The organism is Brevibacillus sp. AY1 (genome assembly GCF_029870785.1).
GTDB classification, from domain to species: Bacteria; Bacillota; Bacilli; order Brevibacillales; family Brevibacillaceae; genus Brevibacillus; species Brevibacillus invocatus.
Map to the genome: position 1 here is coordinate 500,999 of NZ_JAFLPN010000001.1, position 20,014 is coordinate 521,012.

Consider the following 20,014-nt stretch of genomic DNA (forward strand, 5'->3'; position numbering starts at 1 on the left):
CAGGAGGTACTTGAATTTCAGAAATCTGTGTATTACTATAAGCTTGTCAGATCGGTAAAAACAACCAATCGTGTATAAAACAACGCATTTCGGTTAAGAAAAATAATAGCTAGGACTTGTGGAGTTCTTTGAGGGGAGGTGAACAAGAATGAACAAAACAGAACTGATTGCAAAAGTGGCTGAAACCACTGAACTCACCAAAAAAGATGCGACAAAAGCAGTTGATGCTGTACTGGATGCAATTGCTGACGCACTGAAAACGGGTGACAAAGTCCAACTGATCGGCTTCGGTAACTTCGAAGTTCGTGAGCGTGCGGCTCGTAAAGGTCGTAACCCACAAACAGGAGAAGAGATCGAAATCGCTTCCAGCAAAGTACCTGCGTTCAAACCAGGTAAACAACTCAAAGACTCCATCAAGTAATCGTTATGTATAATAACGAACCACTTACATAAAAAAACCCACATTCTTGTAATGTGGGTTTTTTTCTTATCCATGCAGTTATTTTCAGAATGTCGCTGAAAGTGCGACTTCCTGTACAAGTTGCACACGAGCATTTTGTTTTTTGCAGCGTATTATGGTAAGATTGGCTTGTTTGCTTTTGACAGATCCAACCACTCACACGAATGAAAATAGGGCTAGTGCCGGAACATAGATCGAGTAACTAGGGCCAGTAGGTAGGAGGTTTAATATGAACGTCGATTTGGAAAAAATTCAACAGGCTGTCCGTATGATTTTGGAGGCTGTAGGTGATAACCCGGATCGGGAAGGATTGCTGGATACGCCAAAACGGGTTGCGAAAATGTATGCAGAAGTATTTGAAGGAATGCACATTAACGAAGAGGTATACTTTGAGACTGTTTTTAGCGAGGACCATGAAGAGATGGTTCTCGTCAAGGATATTCCTTTTTATTCGATGTGTGAACATCACCTGGTGCCCTTCTTTGGAAAGGCACATGTGGCCTACATCCCGCGCGGTGGACGTGTCGTTGGCTTGAGTAAACTGGCACGCGCCGTGGATACGGTGGCCAAACGTCCCCAGCTCCAGGAGCGCATCACCGCGACTGTAGCAGACGCCATGATGCGCAAGCTTGACCCTCACGGCGTGGTTGTCGTCGTAGAGGCAGAGCATATGTGCATGACGATGCGAGGGATCAAGAAGCCCGGCTCCAAGACCATAACGTCCGCTGTACGGGGAATCTTTGAAAAAGACGCTGCTGCGAGGGCAGAAGTGTTCAGCCTTATTCGCGTGTAATTGCATAAAACACCAGACTGACATGCAAAAAAACACTTCTCAGGGACATTCGAGCCGTAATGAGAAGTGTTTTTTTGCAGATAAATTATGGTAAAATAAGGAATCTACAAAAGTATCTATTAAACCATTTTCAAAAGGGGGATAACGATGAGGTCATTTTCTACTTCTTGGGTGAAATGGGTCTGTGCCGGCATGCTTCTGGCAGCGCCTTTCACCACATTTTCCGTAGTGCAAGCTGAAAGCCCGCTTGCACCCAAACAGACTGTGATGGAGCAGATCAGCCAATTACCTCCAAAGGCGAAACAACTTGTAGAAGATGCAGTGGAATTTTTCTCGATGGAGGACATTCCGGTGAATGTACAGATCATGAGCGAAGGTGGTGACACCTGGCAGATCCATATTGATCTGAAGTCGGATGAATATTCGCGCAAGACGACCCCACAGACTATCTACCTGAATCTCTCAAAAGGAGGAAAGCTGGAGCAGCTTGACCTCGCATGGAAGGATGAGGGGAAGGACAGCACACCAGATAAAAATCAGGTACTCCGAGTTGCGGCTGATTTTGCCGAAGAAGTACTCGGAGGTACGATGGCTGCAGGAAAGGCCACAACTTCACATACAAGTCGTGTGGTTACAGTTCCCCTCTATTCCATCGTGAATGGAATCACTGTGGAAGACGAAGTAGGCTATGTCATGATCAATTCTTCAGGACAAATTCGCTCATTCCGCTGGGTGGATCACGCTATCAAAATTGACCGTCTGCCGTCCGCTTCAGGGATAATTGCTCTTGAGCAAGCCAAGCGAGCGTTTGCTGACCAGCTCGCATTGGAGCTGGTGCTAGATGACGAAAACGGCGTACTTCAGTATGCTGCATCTCCCTATCGTGGAATTGATGCGAAAACAGGAGAAGCCATAGCGTTGACGTATCACTATAGCGACGAATTGCTGACACTAAAAGAGGACAAAGAACCTAGCTCCTTGACTGTCGAGAAAGTGAAGAAGCTGTCCAGCACTTATGCTGGTCTTCAAGAGGCTGGTTTGAAAGTATCCACTTCACGGACTGTCCATCCGGATGAGGCAGCGAAAACATCTTATACGGCTACGGATGGAGCCAGCACAATCACTCTCTTTTTGGATGAAAAAACGGGCGAACTGCTATCCATTCAGACGGATGAGCGTGAAGAGCCTACCCTTCCGCGATTTACTACTACACGTACCGAGGCCAAAAAGCGAGCACTCCAGTTCCTGGAGGATTTTGTTCACATGAAGAAAGGGGAGTATTTGCTTCGCGAGCGCTATCTCAATGAGGACAACCGAAGATCAGATGACGCTGTAGGGTATCAACTGGATGTGTTTCCAATCCACAACGGGGTGCGCGCAGCAAAGCCAATCTTGAGCATGGAGTTCGAACGAGAAGACAATGTGCTCTCAAAGTTTACTACGCGTTCGTTTGAATGGCATCTCCCAGCTACAGCTGCTGTGGTCGCCAAGGAAGCGGCAAAAGAAAAGTGGCTGGAAGCGATGCCGATCGAATTGCACTATATTTTCCCGGAAGTCGATTCACCAAAAGCTGAGCAGGCAAAACTCGTCTTCGTCCCTGCTTTTCATGCGGAAAGCCGCTCTATGAATGCTGCATCGGGGGAATGGCTGGAAACCTCAGATTGGTAAACAATATCACGATCGTCCTGGTAGCTCATGGGTGATCGTGATTTCAATATGGTGAAAAAATACGCCATAATTTCACTCTTTGTCTTGCAGGGTGTGCTGCTCTACGGTATAATAATCCATGTAAGCTAAGTGATAGTAAGCAACTTCGGGATGTGGCGCAGCCCGGTAGCGCGCACCCTTGGGGTGGGTGAGGTCCAGGGTTCGAATCCCTGCATTCCGACCATAAGCATGAAGATCGAGAAGCCTGCTGTATTGCAGGCTTCTTTTCTTGCCACGACGGATCACAGTCATAAAAAAATACACTATTGGCTTCCTGAAATTTCTTTTTTATAATAGAAGGATGATACAAGTAGGAAGGGATTGTTTGTAGTGATGAAGATGCCGGTATCGTTGCAGCCATATTTGTACCAGCTACAAAATTTTGATTCTACCGCGTCCCAAGCCGACGCATCTACTTCCGATGATGTTTTGTTTGCCGATATCTTGCAAGCAGAAGTGGCAGCTGGACAGCGAGTGATTTCCGCCCAAGAAATCGAATTCAGGCTTGATGGTACGAATCAATGGTCCTTTTTGCAGGGTGATTCCGAATATGATACATATACTTCGTACCCGACATCTGCGGGGAAGGATCATGATATTCCCGTACAGACAATCCTTGAGAAAATCAGACGTATGGCAAGCTCTCATGGCGTGGATGAAGATTTGATTCGTGAAGTGGTTAGAGCGGAGTCGAATTTTAATCCCAATGCTGTTTCTGGTGCGGGAGCCAAAGGTTTGATGCAGCTCATGGACAGAACAGCACAAGCTATGCACGTCCGCAATGTATACGATCCTGATGAAAACCTTGCGGGCGGAACCAAGTATCTGAAATCACTCCTGGAGCGTTTTGATGGAAATGTTGGTGTCGCATTGGCAGCCTATAATGCTGGACCGACACGCGTGAGCAAATTGGGTATTACCAACGACGAAGAGTTGAGAGAGCATTATTCCCAGCTTCCACAGGAGACACAACGTTACGTAGACAAAATCTTGAACCGTCTATAGGTTTTCAGGACATCATAGAGACACATGGTATAAACAAGGAGGACAGGATATGTCGCAAACACCCAATCCTCATCAAGATTACGTCATCGTAAAGGCGAAAGAGAATGGCGTACATGTGATTGGCCTGACACGGGGTTCTGATACACGGTTCCATCACACTGAAAAGCTGGACAAAGGTGAAGTGATGATCTTTCAATTTACCGAGCATACCTCCGCGATCAAAGTGCGTGGTAAAGCAGTCATCTATTCAGAGCATGGTACGATTGACACAGCAGAATAACGGAAGAGTTGGGAAAGCAGGCATAGCCTGCTTTTTTTGTTTGTACAATGATGAAGAGGAGGGATGTCTATGCCACGCAGACTCTTGTTGGCTATCGCGGTATCTTCATTATTGGCCTTGTTGCTTTCGCTCGTCCCGGTTGATCGATGGAAACAGACCGACCTGGCTACATTCCAGCCTTCCCAACCGTTTCAAATGACAGAGCGAAATATGCTTGATTTATTTACAACGGTATCGACACATTATAATATTAAGCGTATCAAATGGGATCATGCCTCGATTTATGTAGATTTGGCCGTAAAGCCGGGACAAAATGTCCAGCTTCCTTTTGTTTATCAGGACTTTTACAATCTGGCACATGACTTGTTTTCCCTTACTTACAATGTAAATCAAGTCTACTTCCGCTTGTTAGAGGAAAGCGATTTATTGAACGGCAACCGGCTGCTGGTAGCAATCCAGACAGATCGACAGTCGCATGCAAAGCAAACGGAGGTATTGACTGAGGTGGATGAGATAGAAGGGTTTGTGAAAAATTCGTTTCCGATACGGATTGATCCTTATTTTTACGAGAGAATTAGTCCCTAAGGAACGAAGTGTGTTATGATGGTAAAGACGGCCTTTTTGACCGGGCAGCACGAAAAAACAGAAGTGTACGAAACAGGCGAAAGACATCAGGTTGTGTACAGCTAGTGGAGGAGGACGCATGAGCAAAGAACATACTCCAACTGTAGATGTAGTTCGTTCCATCATCGAACAGATCTACAAGCGAACCACCCAATCCTATGTAGAAAAATACGTTGACGTTCCCTCCATTTCGGAGAGTCGACTTGCCCTCTTGTATCTTTTCCTATTGGAGCAAGGGATGACCAAGGAACGCGCTTCGGTACTCTGCACAGCGACTGGGCTCGTCCAACTGGGATTGGACATGCATGAACAAGTAAAAAACACCTATGAACAAACAGAAGTGGCAGAACGGAATCGACAATTGACTGTACTCGCAGGGGATTATTACAGTGCTCGTTACTATCAATTGTTGGCGGAGTCAGGTGAGATCAAAGCCGTTGAGGTTTTGTCAGGAGCGGTTCAGCGAGTAAATGAAGCCAAGATGAAGCTTTATGTTGCTGGTCGAGATGGCAAGCTTTCATCAGATGAAGAGTATTGGGAACTGCGCAATACCATTGATACTGGCCTTTATGTGGCGATCGTGGAAGAGTACGCAGAGCGAGAAGAGATTCGTCGCTTTTGGATACATCTGTTGAAGGATACCGCTACGGTGGAGAGTGTCATTGGCGAGTGGGAGCACTTGAAATGGCAGGAACAAATTCCATTGGGGTTTTCGAAGTTTCTTCTGCAAAAGCCGGGGGCAACATTTGCCCAGGTGCTAAGCGGAGTCGAAACCAAAGCCATGGAAATGATCGGATTGTGTGAACAGATGGCTCGTAATCTGCATCCTGCTGAAGCGCAAAACATGCTTGCGGCCATTACCGCTCGTTATAGCCATCGGGTCAGCCGACTGAAACGAGTTATTGAGGAGATGTAGACCTAGTGAACCAGACCCAGATGAACGAGAAGGCGCAGTACGTTCACTCCGTGTTTGAAAGCATTGCGGAAGAATACGACAAGATGAACAACATCATTAGTTTCGGCAGCCATGTAGCTTGGCGAAACTATACGATGAAGCAAATGAATATTCAGCCTGGTCAATCAGCTTTGGATGTCGCTTGTGGAACTGCTGATTGGACGATTGCTTTGGCTCAAGCAGTGGGACCTACGGGAAGAGTAGAGGGCTTGGACTTCAGCCAGAACATGCTGGATGTGGGGGCTTATAAGGTCTCCAAATCGAATGTGGACAGCATGGTTAAGCTTGTAAACGGGGATGCCATGAATTTGCCCTACGAGGACAACACGTTTGACTATGCCACGATCGGCTTTGCATTGCGAAATGTACCTGATATCCAGACGGTATTGAATGAGATGACACGTGTGGTCAAGCCAGGCGGGAAAATTGTATCGCTGGAAGTGTCCAAGCCCCCCTTTATTCCGTATCGCAAGCTTTTTTATCTTTACTTTTACAACATTTTGCCGGTGATTGCGAAAATGGCGATCAATAAGTACGAGCAGTATGCATGGCTGCCTCAGTCATTGACCAACTTTCCTGACAGCAAAGAGCTGGCCGGAATGTTTCAGAAAGCTGGATTGGATCCAGTACAAGTCAAATTGTTTATGGGCGGAGTAGCTGCTTTGCATATGGGAACAAAGCCAAGCTAGTCTTCGTCATAAGGTATTTCTTTTTGGGGATAGGAAGTGTACGTCATGGGTTTTCGTAAATTGAAAATAATTATGGAAATGATAAAATTTGAGCACTCTATTTTTGCGCTGCCCTTTGCGTTTATGGGAGCTGTTTTGGGTAGTATTGTAGTAGAGGGCACTTGGCCTACCTGGATGGAGATTTTTTGGGTCACCGTAGCGATGGTAGGGGCAAGGAGCGCTGCCATGTCGCTCAATCGTCTGATTGACCGCTTCGTGGACGCCAAGAATCCCCGCACAGCCACGCGTGCGATACCGGCTGGATTGATTTCCGTACTCGAGGTACTGTTATTCATTGTTGTTTCTTTCATCGTCCTTTTTATTGCAGCCTTCCAATTGAATGATCTGGCAGTTAAACTTTTGCCATTGGCTGTTTTTGTACTCGTCTTGTATTCGTATACCAAGCGCTTTACCTGGCTCTGTCACTTTGTCTTGGGTGTGGCGATCGGCTTTGGTCCGCTGGGTGGCTGGGTCGCAACTACTGGACAAGTAGATGTAACCGGACTATTGCTGTTTGCTTCCGTTTTGTTCTGGACAGCGGGCTTTGACATTATCTATGCTTGTCAGGATGCAGATTTCGACCGCAAAGAAGGCTTGTTCTCCATGCCGAGCCGCTTTGGAATTGCCAATGCTTTGCTGGTAGCGAGAATTTGCCACGTCATTACGTTTGTTGGTTTGCTATCGCTCTACGCTTTAGCCGATTTGTCAATCTGGTTCTTGATCGGGGTACTGATTTCCGGCGCCATCCTCATTTATGAGCATAGTTTGGTGAAACCGACTGACCTCTCCAAGCTGGATGTGGCATTCTTCAATATGAACGGAGTGCTGAGTGTAGTAATGTTTACTTTTACTATGATTGATTTGGTGATCGCATGACGCAGCAAAAATGGGCTGTCGGGATAACAGGGGCGAGTGGCGCTATTTATGGCATTCGCCTGGTACAGGAATTGCTTCGAGCCGGCCATGTGGTTCATCTGATGATTACCGAGGCTGGCTGGCAAGTGTTTCGTGATGAATTGGACTTCGAGACGAGTGACCGGGAAGCCCTGCTGCGGGAACAACTGCAGCAGGATTTTCCGGGTGAGCTTCATTATTGGGGGATGCGGGATTTCAATTGTCCAGCTGCCAGCGGATCGTATCGCTGTGATGGAATGATTGTGGTGCCTTGCTCGATGGGCACGCTCTCCGGTATCGCGCACGGCGCTTCCGGCAACCTGCTGGAACGTGTGGCAGACGTGATGTTGAAGGAGGGGCGGCGACTCGTCCTGGTACCGCGTGAGACTCCGTTGAACGCCATACAGCTGGAAAACATGCTGAAATTGAGTCGTCTCGGAGTAAAGATTCTGCCCGCCATGCCAGGCTTTTACCAGAAGCCGCAGACGATGGATGACCTCATCCATTTTGTAGTAGGCAAGGCACTGGACGCTCTTGATGTTCCACATGCTCTGTTCAGACGGTGGGGGGAGCCGGAATCCCTGTAATCTTTCAGGTATTACGAGCATGAGATTTCCTTCGTTACACGAGAGCTTGATCAGAAAATTGCTGCAAGAAGCTGCTGCGACACCAATCAATACTACGTTGATGAAATAGGTGGGACGGATGAACCTTGTCGATATTTACTTCAAGATGAAAAAGGACGTCCAGTACATAGAAGATGAGCTGGAAAAGTCCATTGATACCGAAGTGCGTGAGTTGTACCAGTCGTCTACGCATTTGCTGAAGGCGGGAGGAAAAAGGATTCGTCCTGTTTTTGTCCTGCTTGGAGGGAAATGGGGAGACTACGACGTAAAACGTCTCAAGCACGTAGCGGTACCTTTAGAGTTGATCCACATGGCGACATTGGTTCACGATGATGTGATTGACGATGCCGACAAACGGCGTGGCAGAGAAACAGTACGTACCAAATGGGACAACAAGATTGCCATGTACGCAGGGGACTATATTTTTGCGCGCGCATTAGCAATCGTCGCTCAGCTGCCGATTCCTCAGCTTCACCGGATACTCGCCCATGCCATGGTAGAAGTGTGCAAGGGCGAAATTGAGCAAGTGAAGGATCTGAATAATTGGGAACAAAATTTCCGTACCTACCTGCGCCGAATCAAACGCAAAACGGCCTTGCTGATCGCCATCAGCTGCCAAATGGGAGCCGTCGCGAGTGGTGCTCCTCAAAATATTGTGCGCAAAATGTACTGGTACGGTTATAATGTCGGGATGGCTTTTCAAATAACCGATGACATTTTGGATTTTACGGGTACAGAAAAGCAGCTGGGCAAGCCGGCTGGGAGTGATCTGTTGAACGGTAACATTACCTTGCCTGCGTTGTACACGGCGCACCACGGTCGCTTTCGTGATCGCTTTCAAAGCTGGATCGCCGATAATACCTTCTGGGATCACGTAGATGAAGCCATTCAGTTGGTTCGTAAGGATGATGGAATCGCATATTCGCAAGCGCTCGCGGAGCGTTATATCGCACGTGCACGCTCTGTTTTGGCTGATCTGCCAGACAATCAAGCCAAAACCTCCTTGCTAGGGATTGCGGACTTTATCATCGAACGTAAATTTTAAACGAATTTCTTGGATAAGCTGTTGCTTGGGAACCTGTGTTTTGATAAAATTTTCGTTGGTGTGAAAGACTGCACCAATACATAGCTCTGATGGAGGCATACATACAATGGAAAAAACATTCCTTATGGTAAAACCTGATGGCGTACAACGTAACCTGGTCGGGGAAATCGTTTCCCGCTTTGAGAACAAAGGATACCAACTGGTAGGTGCAAAGCTGATGACAGTAAGCCGCGAACTGGCTGAACAGCATTACGCTGAGCACAAAGAGCGCCCGTTCTTTGGCGAACTGGTAGACTTCATCACTTCCGGTCCTGTATTCGCTATGGTATGGCAAGGAAACAACGTAATTGCCAACGCTCGTTCCATGATGGGCAAAACTAACCCAGCAGATGCTGCTTCCGGTACCATCCGTGGAGACTTTGCAACCTCCGTTGGCATGAACATCATCCACGGCTCCGATTCTCCAGAGAGCGCTGAGCGTGAAATCGCGCTTTGGTTCTCCAACGACGAAGTTCTTGCTTACGATAAAACGATCCAAGCTTGGATCTAAGCTTGCTTTGGTGAAAAGACCTGATTTTCAGGTCTTTTTCTTTTTTTCGCCATAATTCGCTACAGGAATGATAGGATTTTGCCGATGTTTGGAGAATAGCAAGAAAGGGAACGGGTAAGAGGGAGGATAGCACATATGGAAGATAAGGATTTTATTCAATTTATACTAAGCGTGAAAAAAATGACTGGTATTGATCTTGCCCTCTATAAAGAAGCGCAAATGAAGCGACGCCTGACCTCCTTGCGGCAAAAAAGGGGATACTCCACATTCGCACAGTACTTTGATGCCATTTCAAAAGACAAGGATCTCTTTTACGAATTTCTGGACCGCATGACGATTAACGTGTCAGAGTTTTTCCGCAATCCGAGCAGATGGGATGTACTGGAAAATAAAATTCTGCCTCGGCTCGTCAAGCAATCGGGAAGACTCAAATGCTGGAGTGCCGCCTGCTCGACTGGAGAAGAGCCGTATACCCTTTCATTGATTCTTTTGCGCAAACGGCTGGAAGCCACTCTATTGGCGACAGATATTGATGAAGGAGCGTTGGCCAAGGCCAAGCAAGGCGTGTATACAGACCGGTCACTGCAGGATTGCCCGACGGAGTTGGTAACGAAGTATTTCACCAAAGATATGCTTAGCTATCGAATCTCCGATGAGGTGAAAAACAAGGTCACGTTCAAAAAACACAACCTGCTGGCAGACTCTTTCGAGACACAGTTTGACTTGATCATCTGCCGAAATGTCATGATCTACTTCACGGAAGAAGCGAAAAACGAGCTGTACCACAAGTTTAGTCGTGCACTAAAACCAGGTGGAGTTCTGTTTGTGGGCAGTACCGAACAGATTTTTCAACCTCAGCAGTATCAGCTGGAAGCAGAAGATACGTTTTTTTATCGAAAAATGGGATGATTCATTTCTGTTGGTAGTATAAGTCTGTTCTTTTTTCCCAAGACTAGGAATACCTACGAATAGGGAGGAAGCAGATGGATAAGCATAAAGTCATCGAAGCGTATCGTCGCGGACTGATTACGCTGCAAGAGTGTGGTCAAATACTTGGGACAGAACAGACACAATTGGATGATCTGATGCGAACGGATAACCTCCGACGACCGTTAAGTCAAAATCCCTACATGATGGTTGATCACTTCTAAGTGTGCGATAGACCGAAGCGCTTCTCCTTTTTCGGAGGGGCGTTTTTCCGTAAAACGAGACTCTTCCGGTATGGTTTGGCACTTTTATATTTTCACCGGATGGCAGGTATGATATTATAGCGCTTAAAAGTGATAAAGAAAAAGCGTCCCGAGAATGGGTAATGGGATCGCCAAAAGGATGGAGGAAGCAGATAATGCGCTATTTGACAGCAGGGGAATCCCACGGACCACAATTAACGGCAATTATTGAAGGGGTACCAAGCAACTTGCCGTTTTCTGTAGAAGCAATCAATGAGCAATTGGCACGCCGCCAAAAAGGTCATGGACGCGGCAGACGGATGCAGATTGAGAAGGATCAGGTAAAAGTAGTATCTGGTGTTCGTCACGGGTATACGACTGGTGCACCAATCACATTAGTCGTAGAAAATAAAGACTGGGCTCACTGGCAGGGAATCATGAGCGCTGAGCCTGTAGAGGGCGCAGAGGAAAAACGACGCGTATCACGTCCACGTCCCGGTCATGCAGACTTGAATGGGGCCATTAAATATCATCAGCGTGATATGCGAAATATTCTGGAACGTTCCAGTGCACGTGAAACCACGATTCGCGTGGCAGTTGGTGCTGTTGCCCGGCAATTGCTTGCTGCATTTGGTATTCGTGTAGGCGGACAGGTACTGCAGATTGGTGAAGTGGTAGCTGAGCGTCAGGATGTAAGTCTGGACGAACTGATTGCTCGTACAGAAGAATCCCCTGTTCGCTGCCTGGATAAAGAGGCAGAGCCAAAGATGATGGCCTTGATCGACAAAGCGAAAGAAGATGGAGACTCACTCGGTGGCATCGTTGAAGTCATTGTAGACGGTGTTCCAATCGGCTTGGGCAGCCATGTGCAATGGGATCGCAAGCTGGATGGCCGTCTGGCACAGGCGATCATGAGTATCCAAGCCTTCAAGGGTGTGGAAATCGGGATTGGATTTGAAGCGGCTGGCCGTCCGGGATCTCAGGTTCATGATGAGATCTTGTGGAACGAAGAGACCGGTTACAGCCGAAAATCGAATCGCGCAGGAGGATTGGAAGGCGGTATGACCACAGGTATGCCAGTCGTGGTTCGCGGGGTCATGAAGCCGATTCCTACCCTGTACAAGCCTCTGATGAGCGTAGATATCGATACGCGAGAGGCCTTTTCGGCAAGCATTGAGCGCTCTGACAGCTGTGCAGTACCAGCAGCAAGCGTCGTGGCTGAAGCAGTCGTGGCTTGGGAGATCGCTCAGGCGATGTGCGACAAGTTCCCGTCTGATTCCATGGACGATATGCTGGAAAATGTACGTCAATACCGCACATATACGGAGAAATTCTAATGGAAGAACAAACACTCACTGTAGAATTGGGAGAACGCTCGTATCCCATCATCATTGGGAAAGCTCTCTTGCAGCAAGCACCCGAGCTGCTAAAAGACGCAGGCGTTCTCAGCAAAAGCAAGCTGATGGTCATTACAGATCAGCACGTGGCTCCACAGTATTTGGAACCGCTGCTCAATGTTTTAACATCAGCTGGATACCCGGTCGAGTCGAGTGTCATCGAGCCAGGGGAGCAATCCAAAAGCCTGGCAGTCTATGAAAAAATCATGACGGAAGCAATCCGAGCTGGTCTGGATCGCAAATCGGCTATTCTCGCTCTGGGAGGGGGAGTAGTCGGTGATCTGGCTGGATTCGTCGCAGCCACGTACATGCGTGGCATCGACTTCGTCCAGATGCCCACCACCTTACTGGCTCACGACAGCTCTGTAGGTGGAAAGGTAGCGATCAATCATTCGTTGGGTAAAAATTTGATTGGTGCCTTTCATCAACCAAAAGCCGTCATCTACGATACTTCCACTCTTCGCACATTGCCCAAACGAGAAGTGGCCGCCGGATTTGCCGAAGTAGTCAAGCACGGCTTGATTGCAGATGAATCCTTCGTGAACTGGCTGGAACGTGAATCGGAAGCGCTATGGTCACTGGAACCCGAAGTGTTGGCAAAAGCCATTTATCAGGGGTGCAGGGTGAAGGCTGAGATCGTATCCGCAGACGAGACGGAGCAGGGGCAACGCGCCTTGTTGAATCTCGGACATACCTTTGGGCATGCCTTTGAAGCTCTGTCCTCGTATTCGACACTGAATCACGGGGAAGCCATTTCCATAGGCATGTGTATAGCGGCGAAATTAGCAGAGCGAATCGGTTTTGCTCAACCCGGTACGTACGAGCGTACTCGGCATGTCCTGAGTCTGTACCGACTCCCTACGGCATGGCCAGCTGGCTTGACACCTGAGGCGGTGCTGGAGGCGATGAAACGGGATAAAAAGACAGTGAGTGGCAAGCTTGCACTGGTCTTGCCGAGATCAATCGGCAGTGTAGAAGTGGTAAAAGATGTGGATGAAGAAGTCATCATGAGAGTAATGAGAGAAGAAGTGGGGGCATAAAAAATGGGAGTGCGAGGAGTAAGAGGGGCCATTACTGTAGAAAACGATACAAAAGAAGAAGTGATTTCTGCAACCAAGCTGATGCTGAAAGAAATCATTTCACGGAATGGTCTCCAACCTGAAGACATCGCAAGCATGCTGTTTACAACCACGGAGGATGTCAGTTCCGTTTTTCCTGCACAAGCAGCACGTCTGCTGGACGGTGAAAACTGGGCGTATGTACCGCTGATGTGTATGCGCGAAATTCCTGTACCTGGCAGTTTGCCGATGTGTGTCCGTGTCATCATGCATGTCAATACAGACAAATCAGCGAAGGAAATCCAGCACGTATTTTTGCGGGATGCGGTCAAGCTGCGTCCAGATTTGACAAAACAGAGTTGACAATAGGGGCGCTCTCTTTTACTATATAGGGAAACGAGAGCGCCTCGTTTTTAGAGCTTAGATAAGTGCAGCCGTAGCCATTTTCGTAGAGAAGAAGGTACGGGAAAGTTGATTTATCCGGATATTCTATCGTTATACCGGCTGAGTTTAGAGAGTAGAGTAGAGCAGAGTTGAGATGAGTTAGGTCGAGGAGAGAAGAGCAGGCTGGGTAGCACATGACACCCAATCCAGGTCTCTGACTGGGTTTTTTTATATTTATTTCTCCCCCTACCTCTCGCTCTAGTAGCGGGTAAGGAAAGAGTCCCCCTTTTTCCGAGCCCCTGAAAAGGAGATGAGAGCACATGTATTTCCCCTCACTGGCCGAGGTGCAAAGCCTCTCGGCAACGTATTCTTTTATTCCCGTTAGCATGACTTTACTGGCTGATCAGGAGACACCGATCCGCCTCTATCAAAAAATTCGCACTCGCAATTCGTTTTTACTGGAAAGTGTGGAAGGCGGTGCACGCTGGGCACGGTTTTCCTTTATCGGAATGAACCCTTTTCAAATCGTTGAGGCAAAAGGAAACGAAATTAGCGTCAGCCATCGAGATGGAACTGCATTCATTCAATCCGGCAATCCGATTAACTACCTGCGTGCAGAAGTCGATCGCTACAAGAGTCCCAAATTGCCGGGATTTCCGCGCTTGAGCGGAGGAGCAGTAGGATTTTTCGGGTACAACACCCTTCATTATTTTGAAAACCTGCCTCCACACCGAAGCGAGACGTTACGTTTGCCTGACATGCGTTTTCTGTTTGTCGATGAAATGGTTGCCTTTGACCATCTGAAGCAAGAAATCCAATTGATTGTGAACCTTCACGTAGAAGCAGGGGATACCGCCTCTTCCATTGCCGAAAAATACGCACAAGTTTGCGAACGACTGGAGAAACTGGCAGGTAAAGTGACGACTCCTGCGCAGACGGAGCAGCGCATCTCGGTAGCCGTGGATCCGTTGCACAAGCTGGAAGTGGAAGCCAACATGAGCCGTGAAGAGTATGAAAGGATGGTTGTGCAGGCGAAAGAGTACATCGCCGCCGGAGATATCTTTCAGGTTGTTCTCTCTCAACGCTTTTCCGTAAAAACCGATGTGGATCCATTCGCAGTTTACCGTATCTTGCGCACGTTGAATCCATCTCCGTACATGTATTACCTGGAGTATGAAGGAGAGACGATCGTCGGAACCTCGCCTGAGCTGCTGGTTCGGGTAGAAGATCAAAAAGTGGAAATGCGTCCCATAGCCGGAACACGAAAAAGAGGCGCTACTCCGAGAGAAGATGAGTTGCTGGCAGCAGATCTTTTGGCAGATGAGAAGGAACGAGCCGAGCATTACATGCTGCTCGATCTGGGACGCAATGATGTCGGTCGCGTCAGTTCATACGGCAGCGTCAAAGTAGAGGAAGCGTTGGTGATCGAAAATTATTCCCACGTCATGCACATGGTTTCTCACGTAACCGGGAAGCTGCGTGAGGACTTGCATCCTTTCGACGCGCTGCTATCCGCTTTTCCGGCAGGCACCGTATCCGGGTCGCCAAAGCTGAGGGCCATGGAGATTATCGCCGAGCTTGAGCAGGATGCTCGCCACTTGTACGCTGGGGCGATTGGATACATTTCCTTTGATGGCTCTTTGGACAGCTGCATCACGATCCGCACCTTGTTCTTCCAGGATGGGCAAGCACATGTACAGGCCGGAGCAGGAATCGTCGCAGACTCCGTACCCGCAAGCGAATATCAAGAAACAAGAAATAAGGCAGCAGCTATGATTACGGCTCTGGAAAAAGCGGAGCAGCTGTTTGCGCGCAAGGAGGAATTGCCATGCTGACTCAGGCGCTGGAGCACATTCTGCAAGGAAATCATCTCAATCGCGACGTGGCAGAAGAAGCGATGGGGCAGATCATGGACGGAAAAGCTACACCTGCTCAGATCGGTGCTTTCCTCGCCACACTGCGTCTCAAAGGAGAGAGCGTGGAAGAAATCATCGGATTTGCCCGTGCCATGCGTGAAAGAGCGATACGCTTTCCGTTGGATATGCAGGGTTTGGTCGACACATGCGGGACTGGCGGAGACGGGAGCAACACCTTCAACATTTCAACGGCCAGCGCTATCTTGGCAGCCAGTGACGGCGTACAGATTGCCAAGCACGGGAATCGTGCGGTTTCCAGCAAAAGCGGAAGCGCTGACGTACTAGAAGCATTGGGGATTCCGGTGAACCTGACCCCTGCGGCTGCAGCAGACTGCTTGCGAGAGACGAATCTTTGCTTTCTGTTTGCCCCCACTTATCATCAGGCGATGAAGCATGCAGCTGCGACACGCAAGGAATTGGCTGTGCGCACCGTATTTAATTTGCTAGGTCCGCTTACCAATCCTGCGGGGGCTAGCCATCAGCTTATGGGTGTCTACGATGCCAAGCTGCTCCCGACGGTTGCCGCAGTTCTGCGTGAATTGAACGTGAAACGCGCCCTCGTGGTAGCAGGCTCAGATGGACTGGATGAATTGACTGTGACGGGCACGAGCTACATCACCGAGCTGCGTGATGGTGAAATCCGGAGCTACACAGTAGAACCGGAGCAATTCGGCCTTCATCGCCATGAAAAGAATGCGCTGCGCGGCGGTGATGCTGCCCAGAATGCAACCATCATTTCGAACGTGTTCTCGGGAGAGCGGGGAGCAGCGCGCGATGTCGTTTTATTGAATGCGGGAGCGATCCTGTATTTGTCAGAACGGGCTAGGACCATTGAAGAAGGAGTGATCCGTGCGGCAGAGCTGATCGATGAAGGTCACGTAGCACGTAAACTGGACCACATCCGTCATATCGCTGGAGGGATGATTCATGCTTCATAAAATTGTGGAGAAAAAGAAAGAAGAGGTTCAGCAATTGAAAGGAAAGACTTCGATTGCTTCTCTACTGACGGAAGCGAAGGATATGGAAAAGCCACGCGGTTTTCGTCAGGCACTTGAGCAAAGTACGCGTCCTGTCAGTGTGATTGCGGAAGTGAAGAAGGCTTCTCCGTCCAAAGGAATGATTCGCTCGGACTTTGATCCGTTGGAGATTGCCAGTGCGTATCAAGCTGCGCAAGCGGAGTGCATCTCGGTACTGACCGACGAATCCTTTTTTCAGGGGCATCTTTCCTACCTTCAAAACATCCATACCTCCGTCCAGTTACCATTGCTGCGCAAAGATTTTCTGATCGATGAAATCCAGGTCGTAGAGGCCCGGTCCGCAGGGGCAGATTGTATTCTTCTGATTGCAGCCATTTTGGAGGGGGAGCAGCTTCGCGCGCTCTATCAGGCAGCAGAAGATCTGGGAATGGATGTTCTCATAGAGGTGCATGACAGACATGAGAGCGACATGGTGTTTCGTTATACAGATCCCAAGCTCTTGGGAATCAACAACCGGAATCTTCGGACGTTTGAAACCGATCTGGCAGTGACGCGAGAGGTGATTGCAGACCTGCCATCGACACTTACTGTGGTGAGTGAGAGCGGAATCTCCTCTATTCATGATATTGAGAATGTCAAACAGAGCGGGGCGAGGGCAGTGCTCGTAGGCGAGCACTTCATGCGCCAGCAAAACGTAGAGCAGGCCGTCATTTCCTTGATGGGACAGCGTGGTAATCACACATCGGGGGTGAGCTTGTGACACAAGTCAAGATATGTGGCATCAAGCATAAAGAAACACTGAGCTTGTTGAAAGAGTGCGAGGTCGATTATGTGGGATTCGTTTTTGCACCAAGCAAGCGCAAAGTCGAGGCGACTGCTGCTAAAGAGATGTTGCGATCGGTGCCTGATCACCCGCCAGCAGTTGGTGTTTTTGTCAACCCGACCATTGAAGAATTGGAAGATATTTTGGCAGAAGTTTCGCTTGCTGTCGTACAACTGCACGGTCAAGAAACTCCAGCGTTTTGCCAAGAGGTAAAGGAGCGTTTTTCTTTGCCCGTGTGGAAGGCTCTCGCAGTAGGGAATGAAGCTGAGGCGGTAGAAGGCATGGCAGCCTACGCCACCCATGTCGACGCGTTCTTGTTTGATACGTATGATCCTGCTCAGGCAGGGGGAACAGGCAGACGATTTTCATGGGAACAGATCCCGGACCTGCAAGCAGCGAGTCAGGGGGTTACTGAAATCATTGCAGGCGGAATCAATGTGGACAATGTAGCGGAATTGATCGGGCGTTATCGTCCATCTGTCATCGATCTTTCCAGTGGAGTGGAAACGGACGGAGAAAAAGATCCAAATAAAATCAAAAGCTTGATGGAAAGGGTGAGGGAGTATGTCTGAAGCTCAAACTACAGCTCGGGTCGTTCCTGACGAGAAGGGACGCTTTGGGGAATTCGGGGGGAAATTTGTCCCGGAAACCCTGATGAATGCACTGACTGAATTGGAACAAGCGTTTGAAGAGGCAAGACGCGACCCTGAATTTCGAAAAGAGCTGAACAATCTCTTGACCGAGTACGCAGGCCGTCCAACCCCCCTTACTTACGCAGAACGGCTCACGGAGGCGCTTGGAGGTGCTCGCATCTACTTGAAGCGCGAAGATTTGAATCATACGGGTGCCCATAAATTGAACAATGCATTGGGGCAAGGCTTGCTCGCCAAGCGTATGGGGAAGAAATCGATTATCGCAGAGACGGGAGCGGGTCAGCATGGTGTGGCGAGTGCAACCGTAGCAGCAAAGCTCGGATTGTCGTGCCAGGTGTTTATGGGGGAGGAAGATATTCGCCGTCAGTCCCTGAACGTTTTCCGTATGAATCTGCTTGGCTCAGAAGTCATTCCAGCTGTATCCGGATCTCGCACGCTGAAGGATGCGACGAATGAGGCAATTCGCCACTGGGTTTCCCATGTGGACGAGACCTTTTACGTTATCGGCTCCGTCGTAGGGCCGCATCCATATCCGTACATGGTTCGTGAATTTCAGAAAATCATCGGGGAAGAAACGCGTAGCCAAATCCAGGAGATGCTGGGCAGACTCCCGGATGAAGTCATCGCTTGTGTTGGCGGAGGAAGCAATGCGATCGGAATGTTTTACCCGTTTTTACAGGATGAAAGCGTGGCACTGCGCGGCGTAGAAGCAGCAGGTCTAGGGATTGATACCGACAAGCATGCAGCGACGCTGAGCATGGGAAGACCAGGTGTCATTCACGGCTCCTTGACCTATTTGTTACAGGATGAGAACGGGCAGGTTCAGGAAGCGCATTCCATTTCGGCAGGTCTGGATTATCCCGGGATCGGACCCGAGCATTCTTACCTGAAAGATTCAGGAAGAGTCACCTATGCGGCGATTACGGACGCTGAAGCGTTGGAGGCGGTTCAGCTGCTGTGTAAAACCGAAGGAATTATTCCCGCGCTGGAAAGTGCTCATGCTGTAGCAGAAGCGATGAAGCGAGCTCCGCAAATGTCGCCAGATCAAGTGCTGGTGATCTGTTTGTCGGGACGAGGAGACAAAGACGTGCTGACCATTCAGGATGCTTTGTCTGACACTCAGGAAGGGGGCGTTCAGGCATGACGACTATCCACCAAAACCGAATTGATCATGTGTTTGCCGATCGGAGCCGCAAGCGTTTTATCCCCTTTATCACAGTGGGAGATCCCACTCTTGAGGTGACCTACAAAATCGCGCATGCCTTGGTCGAAGCAGGGGCAGATATCCTTGAGCTTGGGATTCCCTATTCGGACCCCCTGGCAGACGGTCCTACGATTCAACAAGCTTCTCAACGCGCCTTGAAGCACGGCGTCGCGATCAAAGACGCACTCCAACTGGTAGTCAAGCTTCGCGCATCGGGTATGGAAGCAGGACTTGTGCTGTTCTCCTATGTAAATCCAGTCTTTCAATATGGAATCGAACGTTTTTTTGCCGACCTTGCTGCAAGCGGTGCAGATGGCGTGGTCATTCCGGACTTGCCGGTTGAAGAAAGCGGCTCTGCAATCGCAGCGGCTAAAAAGCATGGTGTACACGTCATTTCACTCGTAGCTCCTACCTCCCAGACACGTATCAGGATGATCGGGGAACAGGCGACAGGTTTTCTGTATTGTGTCTCTTCTCTCGGGGTCACCGGCGCCAGGACTGAGCTACGCGGCGACCTGACGGATTTTCTGAAAAGAGTCAGGGAGAGCACAACCGCTCCTACAGCAGTCGGTTTTGGCATTTCTACACCAGAGCAGGTGCGAACCTTGGCTCCTCATGCGGACGCGGTGATCGTAGGCAGCGCGATCGTACGTGAAATCGAGCGCTATGGAGAGCAGCTGCAGGATCCCAATCAGTGTGACGACGCTGTCGAAAAAATAAAAAACTTTGTACATCAGTTGAGTAGTGCGCTACAATAAAGTGAAAA

At 49.0% G+C, this 20,014-nt stretch carries 23 protein-coding genes and 1 tRNA gene; all 24 read left to right on the forward strand.

The genetic code is table 11. The features are described 5' to 3' along the window. Positions 1-148: 148 nt before the first annotated feature. Positions 149-421 carry an HU family DNA-binding protein gene (locus JZI27_RS02660; RefSeq protein ID WP_005831316.1) on the forward strand — a complete coding sequence of 91 codons (273 nt, stop codon included), beginning with the start codon at positions 149-151 and terminating at the stop codon, positions 419-421. Between the two features lie 268 nt (positions 422-689). Continuing rightward, a complete protein-coding gene (gene folE / locus JZI27_RS02665) occupies positions 690-1,253 on the forward strand; it encodes a GTP cyclohydrolase I FolE (RefSeq protein WP_122908322.1) in 564 nt (187 codons plus the stop codon). Positions 1,254-1,400: 147 nt separating this feature from the next. After that, positions 1,401-2,921: a hypothetical protein gene (locus JZI27_RS02670; protein WP_280206694.1), complete on the forward strand. Its 1,521-nt coding sequence runs from the start codon at positions 1,401-1,403 to the stop codon at positions 2,919-2,921. A 146-nt stretch (positions 2,922-3,067) separates the two neighbouring features. Then, a tRNA-Pro gene (locus tag JZI27_RS02675) sits at positions 3,068-3,144 on the forward strand. 149 nt (positions 3,145-3,293) lie between these two features. After that, positions 3,294-3,965, forward strand: a complete 672-nt coding sequence (locus JZI27_RS02680) for a lytic transglycosylase domain-containing protein (RefSeq protein ID WP_280206782.1) — start codon at positions 3,294-3,296, stop codon at positions 3,963-3,965. A gap of 49 nt (positions 3,966-4,014) precedes the next feature. After that, complete coding sequence (mtrB, locus tag JZI27_RS02685; RefSeq protein ID WP_122908319.1) at positions 4,015-4,245, forward strand: trp RNA-binding attenuation protein MtrB; 231 nt, start codon at positions 4,015-4,017, stop codon at positions 4,243-4,245. Between the two features lie 69 nt (positions 4,246-4,314). Further along, positions 4,315-4,830 carry a hypothetical protein gene (locus JZI27_RS02690; protein ID WP_122908318.1) on the forward strand — a complete coding sequence of 172 codons (516 nt, stop codon included), beginning with the start codon at positions 4,315-4,317 and terminating at the stop codon, positions 4,828-4,830. Between the two features lie 118 nt (positions 4,831-4,948). Beyond that, on the forward strand, positions 4,949-5,785 hold the full coding sequence (locus JZI27_RS02695; RefSeq protein WP_280206697.1) for a heptaprenyl diphosphate synthase component 1: 837 nt from the start codon (positions 4,949-4,951) through the stop codon (positions 5,783-5,785). A gap of 5 nt (positions 5,786-5,790) precedes the next feature. After that, the gene (locus JZI27_RS02700; protein WP_122908316.1) at positions 5,791-6,513 is read left to right on the forward strand and encodes a demethylmenaquinone methyltransferase; all 723 of its coding nucleotides are present in this window, start codon (positions 5,791-5,793) and stop codon (positions 6,511-6,513) included. 45 nt (positions 6,514-6,558) lie between these two features. Next, entirely contained in the window at positions 6,559-7,428 is an 870-nt protein-coding gene (locus JZI27_RS02705; RefSeq protein WP_122908315.1) for a UbiA-like polyprenyltransferase, read from the forward strand. Beyond that, positions 7,425-8,033: a UbiX family flavin prenyltransferase gene (locus tag JZI27_RS02710; protein WP_122908314.1), complete on the forward strand. Its 609-nt coding sequence runs from the start codon at positions 7,425-7,427 to the stop codon at positions 8,031-8,033. The genes JZI27_RS02705 and JZI27_RS02710 overlap by 4 nt, the downstream gene beginning before the upstream one ends. 118 nt (positions 8,034-8,151) lie before the next feature. Beyond that, a complete protein-coding gene (gene hepT / locus JZI27_RS02715; RefSeq protein WP_280206703.1) occupies positions 8,152-9,117 on the forward strand; it encodes a heptaprenyl diphosphate synthase component II in 966 nt (321 codons plus the stop codon). 106 nt (positions 9,118-9,223) lie between these two features. Next, on the forward strand, positions 9,224-9,667 hold the full coding sequence (gene ndk, locus JZI27_RS02720; protein WP_122908312.1) for a nucleoside-diphosphate kinase: 444 nt from the start codon (positions 9,224-9,226) through the stop codon (positions 9,665-9,667). A 135-nt stretch (positions 9,668-9,802) separates the two neighbouring features. Continuing rightward, positions 9,803-10,576: a CheR family methyltransferase gene (locus JZI27_RS02725; RefSeq protein ID WP_251242860.1), complete on the forward strand. Its 774-nt coding sequence runs from the start codon at positions 9,803-9,805 to the stop codon at positions 10,574-10,576. 74 nt (positions 10,577-10,650) lie between these two features. After that, a complete protein-coding gene (locus tag JZI27_RS02730) occupies positions 10,651-10,818 on the forward strand; it encodes a hypothetical protein (protein WP_183184885.1) in 168 nt (55 codons plus the stop codon). A 194-nt stretch (positions 10,819-11,012) separates the two neighbouring features. Continuing rightward, positions 11,013-12,173 carry a chorismate synthase gene (aroC, locus tag JZI27_RS02735; RefSeq protein ID WP_122908310.1) on the forward strand — a complete coding sequence of 387 codons (1,161 nt, stop codon included), beginning with the start codon at positions 11,013-11,015 and terminating at the stop codon, positions 12,171-12,173. Continuing rightward, complete coding sequence (gene aroB / locus JZI27_RS02740; RefSeq protein WP_280206707.1) at positions 12,173-13,273, forward strand: 3-dehydroquinate synthase; 1,101 nt, start codon at positions 12,173-12,175, stop codon at positions 13,271-13,273. The genes aroC and aroB overlap by 1 nt, the downstream gene beginning before the upstream one ends. Positions 13,274-13,276: 3 nt before the next feature. Then, positions 13,277-13,654 (forward strand): chorismate mutase, encoded by a 378-nt coding sequence (gene aroH, locus JZI27_RS02745; protein ID WP_251242857.1) that lies wholly within the window; start codon positions 13,277-13,279, stop codon positions 13,652-13,654. 341 nt (positions 13,655-13,995) lie between these two features. Continuing rightward, a complete protein-coding gene (trpE, locus tag JZI27_RS02750) occupies positions 13,996-15,510 on the forward strand; it encodes an anthranilate synthase component I (RefSeq protein WP_280206710.1) in 1,515 nt (504 codons plus the stop codon). Beyond that, the gene (gene trpD / locus JZI27_RS02755) at positions 15,504-16,529 is read left to right on the forward strand and encodes an anthranilate phosphoribosyltransferase (protein ID WP_122908306.1); all 1,026 of its coding nucleotides are present in this window, start codon (positions 15,504-15,506) and stop codon (positions 16,527-16,529) included. Before trpE ends, trpD begins: the two co-directional genes overlap by 7 nt. Then, entirely contained in the window at positions 16,519-17,328 is an 810-nt protein-coding gene (gene trpC / locus JZI27_RS02760; RefSeq protein ID WP_122908305.1) for an indole-3-glycerol phosphate synthase TrpC, read from the forward strand. Before trpD ends, trpC begins: the two co-directional genes overlap by 11 nt. After that, positions 17,325-17,963 carry a phosphoribosylanthranilate isomerase gene (locus JZI27_RS02765; RefSeq protein WP_122908304.1) on the forward strand — a complete coding sequence of 213 codons (639 nt, stop codon included), beginning with the start codon at positions 17,325-17,327 and terminating at the stop codon, positions 17,961-17,963. The genes trpC and JZI27_RS02765 overlap by 4 nt, the downstream gene beginning before the upstream one ends. Then, complete coding sequence (trpB, locus tag JZI27_RS02770; RefSeq protein WP_251242855.1) at positions 17,956-19,188, forward strand: tryptophan synthase subunit beta; 1,233 nt, start codon at positions 17,956-17,958, stop codon at positions 19,186-19,188. The genes JZI27_RS02765 and trpB overlap by 8 nt, the downstream gene beginning before the upstream one ends. After that, positions 19,185-20,006 carry a tryptophan synthase subunit alpha gene (gene trpA, locus JZI27_RS02775; RefSeq protein ID WP_122908302.1) on the forward strand — a complete coding sequence of 274 codons (822 nt, stop codon included), beginning with the start codon at positions 19,185-19,187 and terminating at the stop codon, positions 20,004-20,006. Before trpB ends, trpA begins: the two co-directional genes overlap by 4 nt. The last annotated feature ends 8 nt before the right edge of the window (positions 20,007-20,014 follow it).